The organism is Pseudoalteromonas sp. XMcav2-N (assembly GCF_024124545.1).
Taxonomy (GTDB): Bacteria; Pseudomonadota; Gammaproteobacteria; order Enterobacterales; family Alteromonadaceae; genus Pseudoalteromonas.
Genome location: NZ_JAMXSF010000010.1, coordinates 154580 through 170103 on the forward strand (window position 1 = coordinate 154580; position 15524 = coordinate 170103).

Consider the following 15524-nt stretch of genomic DNA (forward strand, 5'->3'; position numbering starts at 1 on the left):
AGTGGTCGTTTTTATTGATCATTCACTACACTGTAAGTTCGTTACGTGAAGTGAGATGTAATATGTTTGACGATGACACGCTCCTGTTTGGCTCTGATGATGAACCTGAAGAGTTACCCAGCCTGCCCCCCTGGAAAATCCTGTTGGTTGATGATGAAGAAGACATCCATCAGATTTCAAGGCTGGTACTTGAGCAGATGGAACTGGATGGCCGCGGCGTGACTTTTCTGAATGCTTACAGTGGTACTCAGGCACAGCAGCTATTGGCTGAACATGACGACATTGCTCTGATTTTACTCGACGTGGTGATGGAAACCGCAGAGGCCGGACTGGACTTTGCAAAATATGTTCGTGAGCAAGCTCAGAATCACAAAGTTCGGATCATATTGCGCACCGGCCAGCCAGGTATGGCGCCAGAATCTGACATTACCCGGGAATACGATGTTAATGACTACAAAACCAAAACTGAGCTTACCAGCAGTAAATTAAAAGCGTCGGTGCTGGTTGCACTACGCACTTATCAGCATCTGGACAAAACCCAGCAAGTCCAGTCCGGACTGGACAAAATCATCACCTGTACCAATGCCCTTTTGAGCGACTCTGAGCTGGTTGAATTTGAACTTAGGGTGTTTCAGACACTCACGGAAACTTTGCCACTTAGCCAGCAATTTGAACCTGCCCCAATGAGTGTATTTATTGTTGAGCTGGATCACACCAGAGAAAGCTTTGAGCAGATCCTGCCTCAGGAAGACATTGCGCTGGCCATGCCAGAGCCAATCCGGCAGCAATTTATGGCGCAATACAGTGCTCAAGAGAGCGCCCATTCAGAGCGCAGTGCCATTTTGGACAATTACGCCCTGCTATTTCTGGGTGATAAAGCCGATGGTACGCCCATCTTTGCGATAGCCTGTTACACCAACCAGATAGAAGAGCAAGAAGCGCAACTGCTGCTGAATCTGGGTCATAATCTGGGCATTGCCTGGCGTAACACCCTGCTTCAGGAAAGGCTCAGCAACAATAATATTGAGCTTGAGGGGTTGGTCGAAGAGCGTACGGCTGAATTGCAATCGGCAAGAGAGCGCGCAGAGCAAGCCAATCTGGCAAAAAGCATGTTTTTATCGAACATGAGCCACGAGATCCGCACCCCGCTCAATGCGGTGCTTGGCTTTGCCCAATTACTCGAACGAGCCAATGATTTAAGCACCAGCCACAAAGGCACCATGAACAAAATTATCCGCGCGGGCAATCACCTGCTGGACATTATTAACGACGTGCTGGACATTTCAAAAATAGAAGCGGGTTCAAGTAAGCTCAACCCCGTTGATTTTGAACTGAATTCACTGCTTGAAGACTTGGGGAGTATGTTCAAGCTCAAGTGCGAGCAAAAGCAGCTTACCTGGCAACTAGACAGTACGCTTAATGCACCGACAGGGGTTCATGGCGACCAGGGTAAACTACGCCAGGTGCTGATCAATTTGCTTGGTAATGCCGTAAAGTTTACTGATCAGGGGACCATTAAACTGAGCTACACCCAGCCAGAACCGGGGTTACACCACTTCGAGGTGCAAGACACCGGACCGGGGATCGTACAAGAAGATCTGCAAAACCTCTTTACTAGCTTTACGCAAGGCAGTGCCGGTGTTGAAAAAGGCGGTACTGGTCTGGGTCTGTGTATCTCGTCGAAGCAAGTTGAAATGATGGGCGGTAAGCTGAATGTGCAATCTGAACCCGGCAAAGGCAGTTGTTTTTCATTTACTTTGCCACTGCAACAGACACAGGTGGCTACCAACAACGCCCAGAGAAGAAATTTGCAGCAATTAAGTGTTCGTGCCGACAAACAATTGAGCGCCTTATGCGTAGACGATGTTGCCTATAATCGGGAGATACTTGGCCAGACACTGGCAGCCTGTGGTATTGACGTAGATTACGCTGAGGATGGCAAACAAGCCATCGAACTCATTCAGCAAAAGAACTTTGATATTGTGTTTCTGGATCTGCTCATGCCCGTTATGCGCGGCGATGAAGCCGTTGTTATCATTCGAAAGGACCTTGGTTTATCTGAGCTAAAATGCGTCGCTATTTCAGCATTCAGCTTACACCATGAGGTACAACATTACCTCAGTATTGGCTTTGACCTGTTTATTGGTAAGCCCTACACAATCGAGCAAATCTTCGACTCCTTGTTGTCGTTCTTCCCTGAACACTTTGAAAGTACTGAACTGGCGGAATCAGCAAACTCTGATAATGAGCCGTCAAATGAGATCCAGCCTGCCAATTTTTCGCTACCCGCGGAACAACGCGCGCAATTGATCCAATATGCTCAGGTCAATAACAGCTCGCGCATCAAACAAGCCCTGAAAGAAATTGAGTCTCAGCAGCCAAATAACAGGCAGCTTGCGCAATACTTGGCTAAATTTATAAGTAGGTTTGATATGTCAGGCTTTATTGCGGCGCTCGACGAGGTGCAAGATGGATGATGATCCGGTTTCACTGAACATTTGCAGAATTTTGATTGTTGATGACAAGGCTGAAAACCTTGAACTTCTGACCAACTTTTTAGAACCCGAGGGGTACGAGGTCGCATTTGCCACTTCAGGCAAAGAAGCAATTAATATTGCCACCATTTTCCTTCCCCACTTAATCTTACTCGACGTCATGATGCCCGGCATAGACGGGTTTGAAACCTGCCGCCGGCTAAAGTCACTGGGCAAAGTGAAAGAGATCCCGGTTATCTTTGTCACCGGCAAAAGCGAATTAAGTGACATCGTTGAAGCCTTTAGTGTCGGCGCGGTCGATTACGTCACAAAACCCATTCGCCAAGAAGAATTACTGGCCCGCGTATCTACTCATCTGCAATTACAGGCATTGATCAATTTACGTGATGAGCTTATTTCCACGCTAAGGGATAAGACGCTGGAGCTGGAGAAACTCTCAAAGCTCAAAGAGCAACAACTGGAGACCTCGCAACATTTTAGCCATATTGGTGAGCTGGTTGGAGAGCTCACCCATGAGCTGGGTACCCCTTTAAGCGTGGTGCGTACCGCAGTGTCACATCTGAATGAAAAACAGCAAGAACTTGGCCAGCAGTTACAAAAGCAAACCCTGGCAAAGCAGGATCTGCAAACCTTTATTGATAACACGGCCCAAAGCTGTGAGATAGTGCTATCCAGTATGGATAATGTGATGCACCTGATAGACAGCTTTAAGAACATAGTGGTGGGCGAGTTCAGTGGTACTATTTCACAGTGCAACTTACACGACTACCTGCACAATATTCAATACGTCCTGACGCCTAAGTTAAAACGTACTCCCCACACAGTTTCTATTAACTGCCCGCAAACACTCCACATTGTGTCAGATACCGGAGCCTTGTCTCAGGTGTTGATCAACCTGATCAATAACGCACTGATACACGCATTTGAAGAACAAACCGCTGGCACTGTAGATATTCATGTAGAGCACCTGGATGGCAATGTTGCCCTGAGCATAAAAGACAATGGTAAAGGGATTGAATGTGAACAGACCAGCAAAGTCTTTGATAAATACTACACAACCCGGGTAGGCACAGGCGGCAGTGGGCTGGGTTTGTATATAGTGAAAAAACTAGTCGAAACTCGCTTGAAAGGCAGTATTGCGTTATCCAGTGAGCCCGGAGAAGGCACAGTATTTCATATTATACTGCCACAGGAGTTGAAAACTAGCTAATGCCAGACAGTTATCTACTTATAGTCTGCCAAGCCTTTGAGATGTCGGTGTGCCTAACCCCCAGATAGTATTATGCTGCGAGGGTGGTTTTCGCAATTTTGTGGTTCAGAGAAAGTGCGTTACCCTTCATCTAACATATTGAAATATATACTTTGTCATTCTGGTGTCGTTACGCTGACGTACACTATCGTCGAGGATAGGCGTAAAACAAGTGACAGAGCAGCAAACAGGAAAAATAATGATTATCAGGAAACTCAGATTACAACGCGGTTGGTCGCAGGAACAGCTGGCAACGCTTAGCGGATTGAGTATTCGTACTATTCAGCGAATTGAGCGAGGTCAGAGTCCCAGTCTGGAGTCATTAAAATCGTTAGCTGCTGTTTTTGAAACTGATGTTGCAGATCTCAAAGAGGAGCCGAATGATATGAACCATGAAACCATATCCCATCAGGAACAACGTGTCATAGAGCAGGTACGCGCCATAAAAGATTTTTACTCGCACTTAATCACCTATGTTCTAGTCAACGCCGTACTGTTTGGCATAAACATTTTCACCAGCCCAGAGTATATCTGGGCCTGGTGGCCAGCACTCGGCTGGGGAATAGGACTGCTCAGTCACTGGGCGAGCGCGTTTGAGGTCTTTGACTTGTTTGGGGCGCAATGGGAAAAGCGCCAGATAGAGAAACGCCTGGGGCGGAAGCTATAAATAGAGACAAACAGAGTTCTTTCGCCGCTAAGCACCTACTTCGTTTGGCCTGCGGCTTTGTCCACCAGCATTTTGAGCATCTCAGCTTGCAGGACATCGGCCTGAATGGGTTTACTGACATAACCACTCATACCGCAGGCCAGACACGTTTTACGCTCCCCTTGCATGGCATTGGCAGTCAGCGCGATAATGGGCAGGTCACGACAAGCCTCCAGCTCCGGGCTGCTGCGGATATGCCGGGTTGCTTCATAGCCATCCATTACGGGCATCTGGCAGTCCATCAACACTAAATCCGGTAGGGCATGCTCTGGCATGGCTTTGAGCATATCCACAGCTTGTTTTCCGGACTCCGCCAGTTGTACTTCTACCTCCCAACTTGCCAGCATTTTACTGGCAACCACCTGATTGATTGGGTTATCTTCTGCAAGCAACACACGTAAGCCACGTAGGGGAGACTCCCCGACTACTGGCTTGGGTAGCTTAGAACCAGAATTACCTGAAAACATCTGGACCATATCTTTGGCGGTAACCGGTGGATACACGACCGTTATCTGATGCTGAGCAAATACCGGTTCGTGCTGTGTATCACATTGCATATTGCAAATAGCGAGGATTTTTCGACTCCCCGATAAGACCCTGAGCGCTTCCAGCTGTTTCTCCTGATACGCAGGTTCAGTCATATCCAAAATCAACACATCGTGGCTGATATCGCCAGCAAGGGGTAACATCAACACCTTTGCCTGACAACCCAACACCTCAAGCTGCCGGCAGACAATTTGTGTTAATCTGGGTTGCTGTGACAACACCGCAACACGCGCCCCTTGTGGTGCAATATCCCTGCCCCACAGCCCGCCTTTTTGCGCCTCAACCTCAAAATGAAAACGAAAATGGGCGCCGGGCTCGGTGCTTTCAACCAGCTCAATATCTCCGTTCATCAACTTGCAAAGTTGCTTAACAATAGCAAGCCCCAATCCAGTGCCGCCATATTTACGGGTTGTCGAGGCATCACATTGACTGAAAGAACTAAACAGTTTGTGCCTGGCTTCGGGTTTAATGCCAATGCCAGAATCAATGACATCGCATTGTAACGCAGTGACCGAATTTTGGGTGACTGACAGTTCCACCTCGTCACACCTCAAAATCAGCTGAAGCGTACCTGTGTCAGTAAATTTAACAGCATTACTTAGCAGGTTGGTCAGGATTTGCCGCGCCCTGACCGGATCCAGACGAACAAAACGATGTTTCAGAGCGTGGCAATCTACCAGCAAAGTGAGCTGCTTTTGATCCAGCGTAATCGCAAACGACTTCACCACTGAATCAACCAGCTCATAGAGATCAACAGACTCGACATTAATCTCCAGTTTGCCCGATTCAATTTTAGAGAAGTCCAGAATATCGTTGATCACGCCCAGTAACGAATGGGCGCTGGCGTCAGCCAGTTTGGCGTATTGTTTCTGCTGTGCATCCTGGTCGTGACTGAGCAATAAGTTCAGACACCCAATCACACCATTGATTGGTGTGCGGATCTCATGACTCATATTGGCCAAAAATTCAGACTTCATTTTGGAGTGCTGCTCTGCACGTTGCTTTGCCTGCTGCAGTGCCTGATTCGACTCTATCAATTGATGCTGAATTTCACGGTTTTTGGCATTGCGATATTCCCCGGTCATGATCGCAAACGCAAAATTAAACACCAGCTGACTCATAAACAAGGAAATCACAAATAATTGCGCTTTCAATGTCTGATCTTGCTGAAGGCTACTGGTTGCGGGGTCTGACAAAACATCAAACGCTTTACCCAGAGCAAACAGCGTGACAAACCCCAGGCTCAGGCTGATCAGTACAAATGACACCGAATAGCGAGGCCGACCGAAACGATACAGACAAGCCCAGATCCACCCTGATGTGATGGTAAGCGTGAGCATACCTAAGATCAGCCGTGACGCGTAATTTGAAACGACGTAAGTGAAAATACAGTGAATGAGCAAAAATGCCCCGTAATAGCAGGCAATCTGGCGCAGCGGTACAACTTGTTCGCAGGCATGGTAACAGCCAATGAGCACCAAAATCAGGGCAGCCTGACCAAACAAATTGGGTAACAGATAACGAACACTCAGTGGCAGCTCGTTTTGCACCCCAAACAGGATCATGCAAAGTGCCAGGCAGATTGGTGACAACGCCCAGTATAGCGTGGCTTTTACATCGCGGTTGGCCAGCCACAAAAACACTAAGGCCAGTGCGGAGGCAACCACCCCTGCACCCGCCATAAGCAACAAAGAAGGCGTAGATAATTGCACTGGCTGCTCGATAGGGAGCCAGTATAAATGTGCAGCTCTCCTAAAATTAACGGTTATTCAAAACTCTAGAAGACAGATGCAGGCTTGTAAAGTGAGTGAAAGTGCCCGGCTGAAATACTGTCTGGCACTTTGATTTGAAACACTGATTTAAAACACAATGCACTACACTACCTTTCCACCTTTCGGCGTGAAGTTGACTTGAAGGTGCCAATCGCGGGTGCCAATCATGGCAGGTTTAACTACGGCTCACTTCAATCTGCTTGATGGCCAGGCCCTGTATCTCTGTCACTTTAAAGGTAAAGCCCTCAATTTCTATTGTTTCGCCCTGATGCGGAAAATGTCGGCAGTGATGGATCAGATACCCCGCCAGCGTCTCTATTGCGTCAACGGGCATAAACTCATGCTCAACCACCGACAGCTGGAAATCTTTCATCGACATGTCACCTTGCACCAGTCAGCGTGACGCATCTTTTTGCCGAAACTGAGCTTCTATCGCTTCGCTGTCTTTGAGCGCAATAAAGTTTAGAATGCTGGACAATGTCACCATACCCACCACAGTCGCAAACTCATTGATCACCACCGCAGTATTGCAAGGATGTGCTTTTAGCGCGTTCAGTGCATCCGATAAGCTCAGTGTATCGAGCAGGATAACCGGCCGTAAAAAAGCCTCCTGCTGTGCATCGAGCAGGGGTCGGCCTGCAATCAGATTACTTAACAGCTGCTTCGCCTCCACGGCCGCAATCACCTGATCCAGCTAGCATCACAGAGTAAATACTGCTGAAAACTGTGGCTTTGAATTTGTTTTGCCAGCGCTTTTTCATCGTCATGGATATTGAGCCATTCGACGGCATCACGATTGATCATTGCCTGAGTAATGCTGGTCTGGTCCAGATCCAGTACATTGCCGATAATATTGTGCTAATGTGCCCCCAACTCTCCCTGCTCAGCACTTTGGTCAACCACTGCAAACAAGTCATCCCGGGTGATCAGTTCATCGCGCTGATTGGGCAATTTAAATGCGCGAATAATCACATCCGCCATCAGGTTAAATAGCCAAATCACAGGTTTAAACAGCCAAACGCTTGCCAGCATCAGGCTGGTAAAGCGCATTGCAATAGATTCGGGGATCACCATGGCAACCCGCTTAGGCAGCAGATCGGCAAACAACACAAACATGGCCGTGATCAGCAAAAAAGACAGCACCGTTGAAACCTGCAACAAAATCGTATGATATTGCGCCACATCAGCAACAAACAGACCCAAAATGGCTTACGATGCCTGATAGATGTAGGGCGTAAATATCGACTCGCCAATCATACCGGCAACAATGGCCAGGGCGTTCAGTACCACCTGAACAGCCGCAAAAAACTGGTGTGCGTTGGCCTGTAAATACATCACTTTTTTGGCGCGGAGATCGCCCAGATCCAGTCTGCTTTGCAGTTTTACTTTACGCGCAGCAGCCAGAGATATTTCGCATAAAGCAAACACAGCGCTCATTATTATGAGCAAAAAAACCCATATAAGGTCCAATTACACACCTGACGGTTAAACGGAATTCGAGCGCGATATATACGCCCAATCGGCGTTGCTGGCAATAAAAAAATCGCTATTTACACAAATAATTGGCGGGCATATTTACCTGGGGTGATGCGCAGAATGTCTTTAAACTCCCGGGTAAGGTGCGCCTGATCAGAAAACCCGCAAGCCAATGCTAATTGTGCCAGATTTGTCATGGGGTTATCTCTGAGTTTTTGCTGCGCATTGCGGATCCGATAAATACGAGCAAGATATTTGGGAGTCAGCTCTGACTGTTCTTTTACCTGACGCTCAAGCTGGCGCATACACAGGGGTACAGCACGATAAGCGTCTTCAAGCGGATTTAATTGCATCAGCTGATTAATCAGCTGATAAGTGTATTGCAGGTCACAGCTTAAGTTCGGCACTGAGGCAGCAAAAGTGTCCAGCCATTGCTGCAGAGTATGCAGTTCCGGCGCTTGTGTGAGCTGCTCAGCCAGCGCACATAATCCGGATGTCGATAACACTGGATGAACTGCTTCCTGAAGTGCCTTGAATCTCGCTGGGAATAAGCGGATCCCGGCAAATTCGGCTCCGGCGCTGTAACTGAGTTCTGCAGATTGTTTTGAAGGGGCCTGAATATGAAAAGGCGCAGATATTTTATGCTCATCCAGCGTCAACTCACCTTTGAGTAAAAATAAAACGCCCTGAGCACCATCGCAGGGTAACCAGCGAGTACCCGCCTGCGTGGCACGTGCAAACCACACGGCCTGCACGTATCGCCCTGTTTCGCCGTCCGGTTGATGGCGCTGTAAAATTAGCTCACTGTTCATCTGGGTCAGGTTTAAACATTTTGACAACTCGGTTCCAGGCATTAATAGCATTGATAGCAATCGTCAGAGTAACCAGGGCATCGTCACTGAACACGTCTGACAATTGTGCATACAGAGTATCCTCAATGGGTTGGAGGTTTGTCAATTGCTCGCATAAAGTGAGTGCCAGTCGCTCCTGCGTTGTAAAGCCTGACATATCTCGCCAGGCGTTTAGTGCGATGATCCGTTTGGCGCATTCCCCCAGCTCCATCGCTTGGCGACTGTGCATGGCAATACAGTAGCCACACTGGTTTAGCTGAGACGCTCTGAGTTTAACCAGCTCCCAAAGTTTTGTATCCAAGTGACGCGTTACTTCCTCATTCAGTAATTGTTCCTGAACAAACAGGTGTTGCATCAGTTTAGGGGCACATTGTAAATAATTGGCTCTTTTCATGGCCTTTTCCTGTTGTGTCTTTCATGGCGGTCAGATTACCTGCTCGCATTACAACAGGATTGAAAAAAAACGACTTTATCGCCTGAGTATCCGGCAATCAGAGCAGGTCGTGTTGTTTGATAAAATCGACCAGTCCGGATGCAATATCCTTATGTTCCTGCGCCGTAGGATGCCAGATACAGCCTTCCAGAGGAGAAACAAAGGTATTGGCATACACATGTTCGATCCCTTCGCTGGCCAACTGTTTCAATGCTGTGTCCGTCGCCGGAATGATAAAATCGTAGGGGTAAGCGGGTCGGGGCATAACCACTATGGCCACTTCCGGATAACGACTGCGCAAAGAGTGAACGAACTCGACCATGGCTTCCTCCCAGGCAGCTTTTACCTCTTCAATGGTTTGCCATGGCTCATGGGGTTGAGGGTCGGTACTAAAATCATTGGTGCCAAACTCAAGTACGATTAACTCGGGGTACCTTTCCTGATAGGGCAATTCATCGCCAAACACCGCTGATATTTTATCTACATAATCGACCAGTGTATGATGCGACTGGTTGCCATTCCAGTTGCGAATTAAGCCTAAACCGGAATATGAAACCTGCGTAAAGGAGCTACTTAATTGCTGCGCAGCCAGATAAGGGAAAGCCAGCCGGGCGTTGCTGGTATCATTGATCTCCTGCCAGGTGCACTGCCTTTTGGTAGATTCACTGCCAAAGCCGGCACTAATCGAATCGCCTATAAAGAGAATATGTGGTTGCACCTCCCAGGTACCTTCGAGCCGGCCATCTACCTCAAAACTAAGAAGTTTGCTGCGCGCCTCGTAGTGCTCCCAGCGCTTGACCACTTCAATGTGCACGCGTTTTGGCTGTGGTTGCTCAAACAATATAAAGCTTTGCACCTCTCCGGTTTGCGCCGTAGCTATCTTTTTATGTAACTTGCCGTCAACCAGAATGTCGAACTGCTCGCCGTGGCCCATTAAGTTAACTGCCAAGGATTTACCCACCAGCTGAGTATGAATGGCTGTGCCTGGCCAGTTGAATTCAACACTGCCGTCTTGATAGTTTTTATGAATGCGGCCTTCATAGACCAACGCATGATGGGTAGCGGGCAGAATATTGGCAAAACAACTCAGGCTAACACTCAGCCCCAGTAAAATGAATATTAAGCGAGACATAGCAAGTTCCTTTTTTGTTAAAAAAGTAAACCTAGTGTTTAAACCCTAACTCCACAAGCCGATTAAATTGAAATTTTCTAAACTCGTCAGCCTCTGGACTCGAAAAGAAAATACAGACCGCTACCACACTCAAAAACCAATACCAAATAATGACAAATTTAGTACACCCCCTCTTTTATTCCTATGCAAAAGGCAATATAGTTACCAGAAGGTAAATTTAAAAACAAAGTCAATTAACATGTTTTCAATTGCTCGGGCAACGATAATATCAGTGCTGTTACTCGGTGGCTGCAGCCAGACTTATACACCGCAATCACACTCAACCAATGTGGTCCCCGGCTGCGAGATGCCACAACTTGAACATCCCGGTTTGCAATTACTTGCTGATCAGACTGTTCCGCCGGGCATCATTCTGGATAGCGGCCAGGGTGGGCTGTGTAATGCGCAAAACTATCAGGCTGTTCAGGACCTGGTCATTTGGCGTGCCTGGAACAGTACCTACGAAGGATCGAAACTGGGCAAATGGTGGTCACTGGAAAAGCCGACCGGACCGATTTCTCTGTATCGCGCTGAATTCAATATTTGCCCCAAATACTCACCACTGGACATGCTGGTGCGTTGTACACTCAAAGCCGGTACTGAGGTGGTCATTGGCCCGGGCCAGAGCGCACAATGCAGCGAGTATTTTACCTATCCTCAGTCAGATACCAACCAGCTTTATGTTGCCAATGCCGAGCTGGCGACGATGAACTGCATCACTTTCTCCGGGCAATTCTCCTGGCATGAAGCAGACATGAAGGAACAATAGGTTTACTCCCTGCAGCATCTTTTTTGTGTTGCAGGGGTCCACGATGAAGCGTTCAATGCGCTTCCTAACACGACAAAGGAAATGAAAATGAAACTCTCGTTAAACAAAAAAAAGATTAAGTCACTGTCTCAAAACAACACTTTATCAGCACAGCAAACCCCTCTGGTCGGCGGTGCAGTAGCAACTGGGTTTCCAAACTGTCCCAATACCAACTTTTGTAATTCAATCAATGCCTGCTGGACTTTCAAAGACAATCGTCCGGATTGTATTATCTGGGGCTAATTGATTGCGCCAGTATAATTTTTCTGTCCGCCCTTTTAACTCCACATGCAACGCATAGTGAGCATAAAAAGGCTCGGATAAAAAACATTGCGGCGACGTTTTTTCGCCGCATCATTATTAATTAACCACATGATATTTATACTTATATATTCTATTCAACTTCTCATTGGCTAACTATCAGAAATAAAATAGGACTCTCATCACGCTCACCCTTAGTGTCTGTGTAAACATTGAGAGGAGATCCTATGACTTTACCAATTCACGCTCTGTTACTGAGCACCGTTTCAGCCTCAACTCAGGTGACACCGATTGAACCAGCTCTCGTCCCTGTTGTTGATAAAGACCAGCAGATAAACCTGCAGATGGGCAAATATGAAGTCACGGTTGCAGAATTTTCCCATTTTGTTGAAGCAACAGATTATCAGGTGCCGAAAAAGTGTATGCTCTTTACCTCAACACGCTGGCCTGATCCTGACTCCCCGGGTAACTGGGATAACCCTGAATTGACTCACAACCCCTACCGCCCTGTTGTTTGCATAGGTCTACCTGGTGCGATGGCCTATGCACAGTGGTTGTCTGAACAAACCGGTAAACCCTACCGGTTGCCCACTCTAAAGGAATGGCGACTGGCCGCCTCTGCACGGACCACAAGCCGCTCTCCATTTGGTGAGGACTGGCAGCAAACACAGATCTGTAAGTATGAGAATACCGAAGATCTCGCAAACCTGGCAGGGATGCAGATTGACCATCAACACCGTTACCGGAGCAGTGCAAACTGTAACGATGGTGCTGTTTATCACACGGTCGTAGGCATGTATCGCCCCAACCCACTGGGCCTGTACGATATGATGGGCAATGTGAAGGAGCTACTGCAAAGCTGCCAGCGCTGGGATAACAAGAATCCAAAACAATGCACGCATTTTGATGTTGCGGGTGAAGGCTGGCACTGGCAAACGCGTGGCGTCTTCAATGCAGACACCATTGCGGCTGATTTTTATGGCAGTATAGAGGGATTTCGTTTAGTACTTGAACAACCAGCCGAAGGAAGTGAGAGACCATTCAATGAGGTATTTGCCAGGGAGCTTGCTGATGCACAGCGCCAGCAACGACTCGCACACCAACAACTCAGGCAGCTTCCACCTGCCCCTACAGGCGTGCGCGCTGTTCGTAATCAAAACAATCTGGTCACTATTAGCTGGCAGGGACTTGCTGATCAATCCGCCCGGTACTCTGTGTTCCGAAGTTACGTTGACCCGAACGGCCAGCTCAGTCGAAAACAAACACAGGTAGCCAAAGACCTGAGTCTGGGACAGTTTACGGATCAGCTGCCCGGAGCAGGACAAGCAAGCTACACAGTTGCTGCAACGACAAGCTCTGGCCAGGGGCCCTTCAGTATGCAAGTAGAAACCGGGAGTCATATTATCTTTGAGACTGGACAGCGCATTGAGGCTGAGCACTATGTGACGCAAGAGCACGTTTACCTGATTGATCATAAAGAGAAAAACCAGCAAAGCCTGGCATTCAATGATAACCCCTATCATTACCCAACTGGTGATAAACCTTTATTACCCGCATGGAGCAGTTATCAGTTTAAGAGCCCCAAACAACAAGACGTCGAACTGCAGATGCGACTCAGAGCCGATGAGGGAACCCAAATCGAGATTTGGCAGGGACATCATCTGGTCGCACGAGTCACAGGTATGACACCTGATACATTGGATATAATCAAAGTACCAGCAAAACTGATAGCCTCCGATGCACCAATAGAAGTACGGGCAGGCACGCAAACCTGGTTTATGGTTGACTGGTTACAATTTAATCCGTTAGCCAGCTTGGAGCAGTAATTCGAGTTCTTAAATAGACGTATCAAACAGTGCCACATTGGGGCAATTATAAAGCCGCCAGCTCTCGTTCTGAGATTTGCTGGTGGCGCAGCCAGTCAGCCCCGGTATTCGCTTTCAGATACGCCAGATAATACAGTTTCTCTTCCTGAGTGCTGGAACTAGCGCGGTAGAGCCTTAGCGCGGCTGTCTGTGCACTTTGGCCATCAAAACGCTGCTGAGCCAGTGTAAATGCACGTTTCAGCACCGTCATCATATGCGCCTCTTGCGCCTGTGCGGCATGAATCTGAGCCTTTAATAGCAATGCCCTGGGATTCTGTGACTCTGGCTGGATCAAGGCATGTGCTGCTTCGTAATCACCCCGCGCCAGTGCATACTCCACTAACAGTGCCATCGCCTCATCCTGAACCCAATAGTTTTTGCCCGTACGAGGTAGCGCTACAACCTGCTTCAGATAAGGCTCAGCATCGCTGTCGTTGCCACTAAATATGGCAAAATGGTAGAGCACGATTGCCTGATTGCTCTTGTCCAGTTCATGTGCTGTCAGAACGGACTGAGCCAGATTAAGATGATGGTACTGTTTTTCTACCTGTCCGGTTTTCTTAGCCAATATGGAATACAATATGTGCAGCTCAAATCGACGCAAGCCATCAACACCATCTGTCATGATTTCTGTTAATGCCTGATCCAATACCTGGTTCATCAATGACCAGTTACCCAGCTCATAGCTAAGCCAGGCCTGTGTCGTCACATAGCGGTGCTTTAGCGGCTCAAGCTGAGTATCATGCAGCACCGCTGACATATCCCGTAAACTTGCCGTAGCCAGCACATGTTGGCTACGCATTTTATAAACCTTCCCCTTGTGCCAGTGAGCCAGTGCCACATAGGGCTTGTGCTGATGGCCATTGAATTGCTCAATCAGACGATCCAGATAGGTGATCGCCAAATCAAATTGTCCCTGTTCAATATAATAACGGCCGGCAGCAAGAATAAGCTCAGGGTCATCCGGTGCCTGTCGGCTCATAGAGAGTACAACCAACTCATGTGTCGTGACATGATTATCCGCAAACAGTCCCAGCGATTTCAGAGTAGTCAGACGTCGGGTCAGGCTTGCTGCTAACTCACTCTCATCCAGTGCATAAACATAGCCTTCCCAGGCTCTGCCTGGCCTGGCGATGCCATAATGTATAAAAACACCACTTGATTCCGGATAAAGCTTGCCCCACATCTGCCAGCTTTTCTGGCCTTCCGACCATAGCAACTCAGGTGTTTCAAATGCTTGCTCTATACTCACTTCACCCGACTCTTGCTGGACCTGATTCAGTCCAGACATATCAATCGCCTGCTCAGCTATGTCAGAAAATGACAAGATGCCAGCCTCTGAGTCACCCATGTGCAAAATGGTGAATTGCGCTTCCACTGACGGCTTCTTGTAGTTATACAGACTCGCTGTTACATAAACAGACAAGCAAACAAGCAACACTGCTATTCCCCACCAGAGAGGCTCTCTGCGACTGGTAACAAAGTCGGTTTCCATGGGTGTCTTAGTAACAGGCTTCTCAATGGGGGTCTCAGTAACAGGCCACTGCCATTGATACCCCAGGCGAGCGTAGGTGTGTATTGCATCGTCACCCAATATGCTTCTGAGCTGGCTAATGGTCTGAAAGATGACCTGTTCAGATACCACAGTCTCACCCCAGACTTCATCCAGGATCTGCGTTTTGCTGACTATCTCTTTATGATGGGTCAGTAGCAGGTGGAGTAATAAGGCTTGTTTGGGCTTGAGCGGCACGCGATATTCTGTTTGATACAGTGCCATACGGGTCAAATCAAATCGGTAGTCTGCAAAATAGATATCGGACATAAACCGTGTACAAAACAGTGAGTGAGATTAACCCAATATCTTGCAACATATTATCAGCGAATGCAGCCT

At 47.9% G+C, this 15524-nt stretch carries 14 protein-coding genes and 1 pseudogene; 6 read left to right on the forward strand and 9 right to left on the reverse strand.

Translation table 11 applies throughout. The features are described 5' to 3' along the window. Positions 1-62 precede the first annotated feature (62 nt). The 3 genes from NH568_RS14365 to NH568_RS14375 all read left to right on the forward strand — a co-directional run bounded on the left by NH568_RS14365 (position 63) and on the right by NH568_RS14375 (position 4411). Positions 63-2477: an ATP-binding protein gene (locus NH568_RS14365; protein ID WP_253048350.1), complete on the forward strand. Its 2415-nt coding sequence runs from the start codon at positions 63-65 to the stop codon at positions 2475-2477. Further along, a complete protein-coding gene (locus tag NH568_RS14370) occupies positions 2470-3705 on the forward strand; it encodes a hybrid sensor histidine kinase/response regulator (RefSeq protein WP_253048351.1) in 1236 nt (411 codons plus the stop codon). Before NH568_RS14365 ends, NH568_RS14370 begins: the two co-directional genes overlap by 8 nt. A gap of 238 nt (positions 3706-3943) precedes the next feature. Then, complete coding sequence (locus tag NH568_RS14375; protein ID WP_253048352.1) at positions 3944-4411, forward strand: helix-turn-helix domain-containing protein; 468 nt, start codon at positions 3944-3946, stop codon at positions 4409-4411. Between the two features lie 35 nt (positions 4412-4446). On the opposite strand, the gene NH568_RS14380 is transcribed toward NH568_RS14375, so the two are convergent. The 8 genes and pseudogenes from NH568_RS14380 to NH568_RS14410 form a co-directional block, all read right to left on the reverse strand. Beyond that, positions 4447-6708, reverse strand: coding sequence for an ATP-binding protein (locus NH568_RS14380; protein ID WP_253048353.1), 2262 nt, complete (start codon positions 6706-6708; stop codon positions 4447-4449). Between the two features lie 235 nt (positions 6709-6943). Further along, positions 6944-7141, reverse strand: coding sequence for a transporter associated domain-containing protein (locus NH568_RS14385; protein ID WP_253048354.1), 198 nt, complete (start codon positions 7139-7141; stop codon positions 6944-6946). Between the two features lie 21 nt (positions 7142-7162). Next, positions 7163-7441, reverse strand: a complete 279-nt coding sequence (locus NH568_RS24205) for a CBS domain-containing protein (RefSeq protein ID WP_253048355.1) — start codon at positions 7439-7441, stop codon at positions 7163-7165. An 8-nt stretch (positions 7442-7449) separates the two neighbouring features. After that, positions 7450-7572 carry a hypothetical protein gene (locus NH568_RS24010; RefSeq protein ID WP_290444251.1) on the reverse strand — a complete coding sequence of 41 codons (123 nt, stop codon included), beginning with the start codon at positions 7570-7572 and terminating at the stop codon, positions 7450-7452. Between the two features lie 54 nt (positions 7573-7626). Beyond that, a pseudogene (locus tag NH568_RS14395) lies at positions 7627-8205 on the reverse strand (CNNM domain-containing protein). A gap of 113 nt (positions 8206-8318) precedes the next feature. Continuing rightward, positions 8319-9083, reverse strand: a complete 765-nt coding sequence (locus tag NH568_RS14400) for a helix-turn-helix domain-containing protein (RefSeq protein ID WP_253048356.1) — start codon at positions 9081-9083, stop codon at positions 8319-8321. Next, the gene (locus NH568_RS14405) at positions 9046-9489 is read right to left on the reverse strand and encodes a carboxymuconolactone decarboxylase family protein (protein ID WP_253048357.1); all 444 of its coding nucleotides are present in this window, start codon (positions 9487-9489) and stop codon (positions 9046-9048) included. The genes NH568_RS14400 and NH568_RS14405 overlap by 38 nt, the downstream gene beginning before the upstream one ends. Positions 9490-9586: 97 nt before the next feature. After that, complete coding sequence (locus tag NH568_RS14410; protein WP_253048360.1) at positions 9587-10660, reverse strand: SGNH/GDSL hydrolase family protein; 1074 nt, start codon at positions 10658-10660, stop codon at positions 9587-9589. Positions 10661-10898: 238 nt separating this feature from the next. On the opposite strand from NH568_RS14410, the gene NH568_RS14415 reads away from it, so the two are divergent. The 3 genes from NH568_RS14415 (at position 10899) to NH568_RS14425 (ending at position 13594) form a co-directional block, all read left to right on the forward strand. Next, complete coding sequence (locus NH568_RS14415; RefSeq protein ID WP_253048361.1) at positions 10899-11468, forward strand: hypothetical protein; 570 nt, start codon at positions 10899-10901, stop codon at positions 11466-11468. A gap of 87 nt (positions 11469-11555) precedes the next feature. Then, on the forward strand, positions 11556-11750 hold the full coding sequence (locus NH568_RS14420) for a hypothetical protein (protein ID WP_253048362.1): 195 nt from the start codon (positions 11556-11558) through the stop codon (positions 11748-11750). 245 nt (positions 11751-11995) lie between these two features. Continuing rightward, positions 11996-13594, forward strand: coding sequence for an SUMF1/EgtB/PvdO family nonheme iron enzyme (locus tag NH568_RS14425; RefSeq protein ID WP_253048363.1), 1599 nt, complete (start codon positions 11996-11998; stop codon positions 13592-13594). 46 nt (positions 13595-13640) lie between these two features. On the opposite strand, the gene NH568_RS14430 is transcribed toward NH568_RS14425, so the two are convergent. Next, positions 13641-15455 (reverse strand): winged helix-turn-helix domain-containing protein, encoded by a 1815-nt coding sequence (locus tag NH568_RS14430; protein ID WP_253048364.1) that lies wholly within the window; start codon positions 15453-15455, stop codon positions 13641-13643. Between the last annotated feature and the right edge of the window lie 69 nt (positions 15456-15524).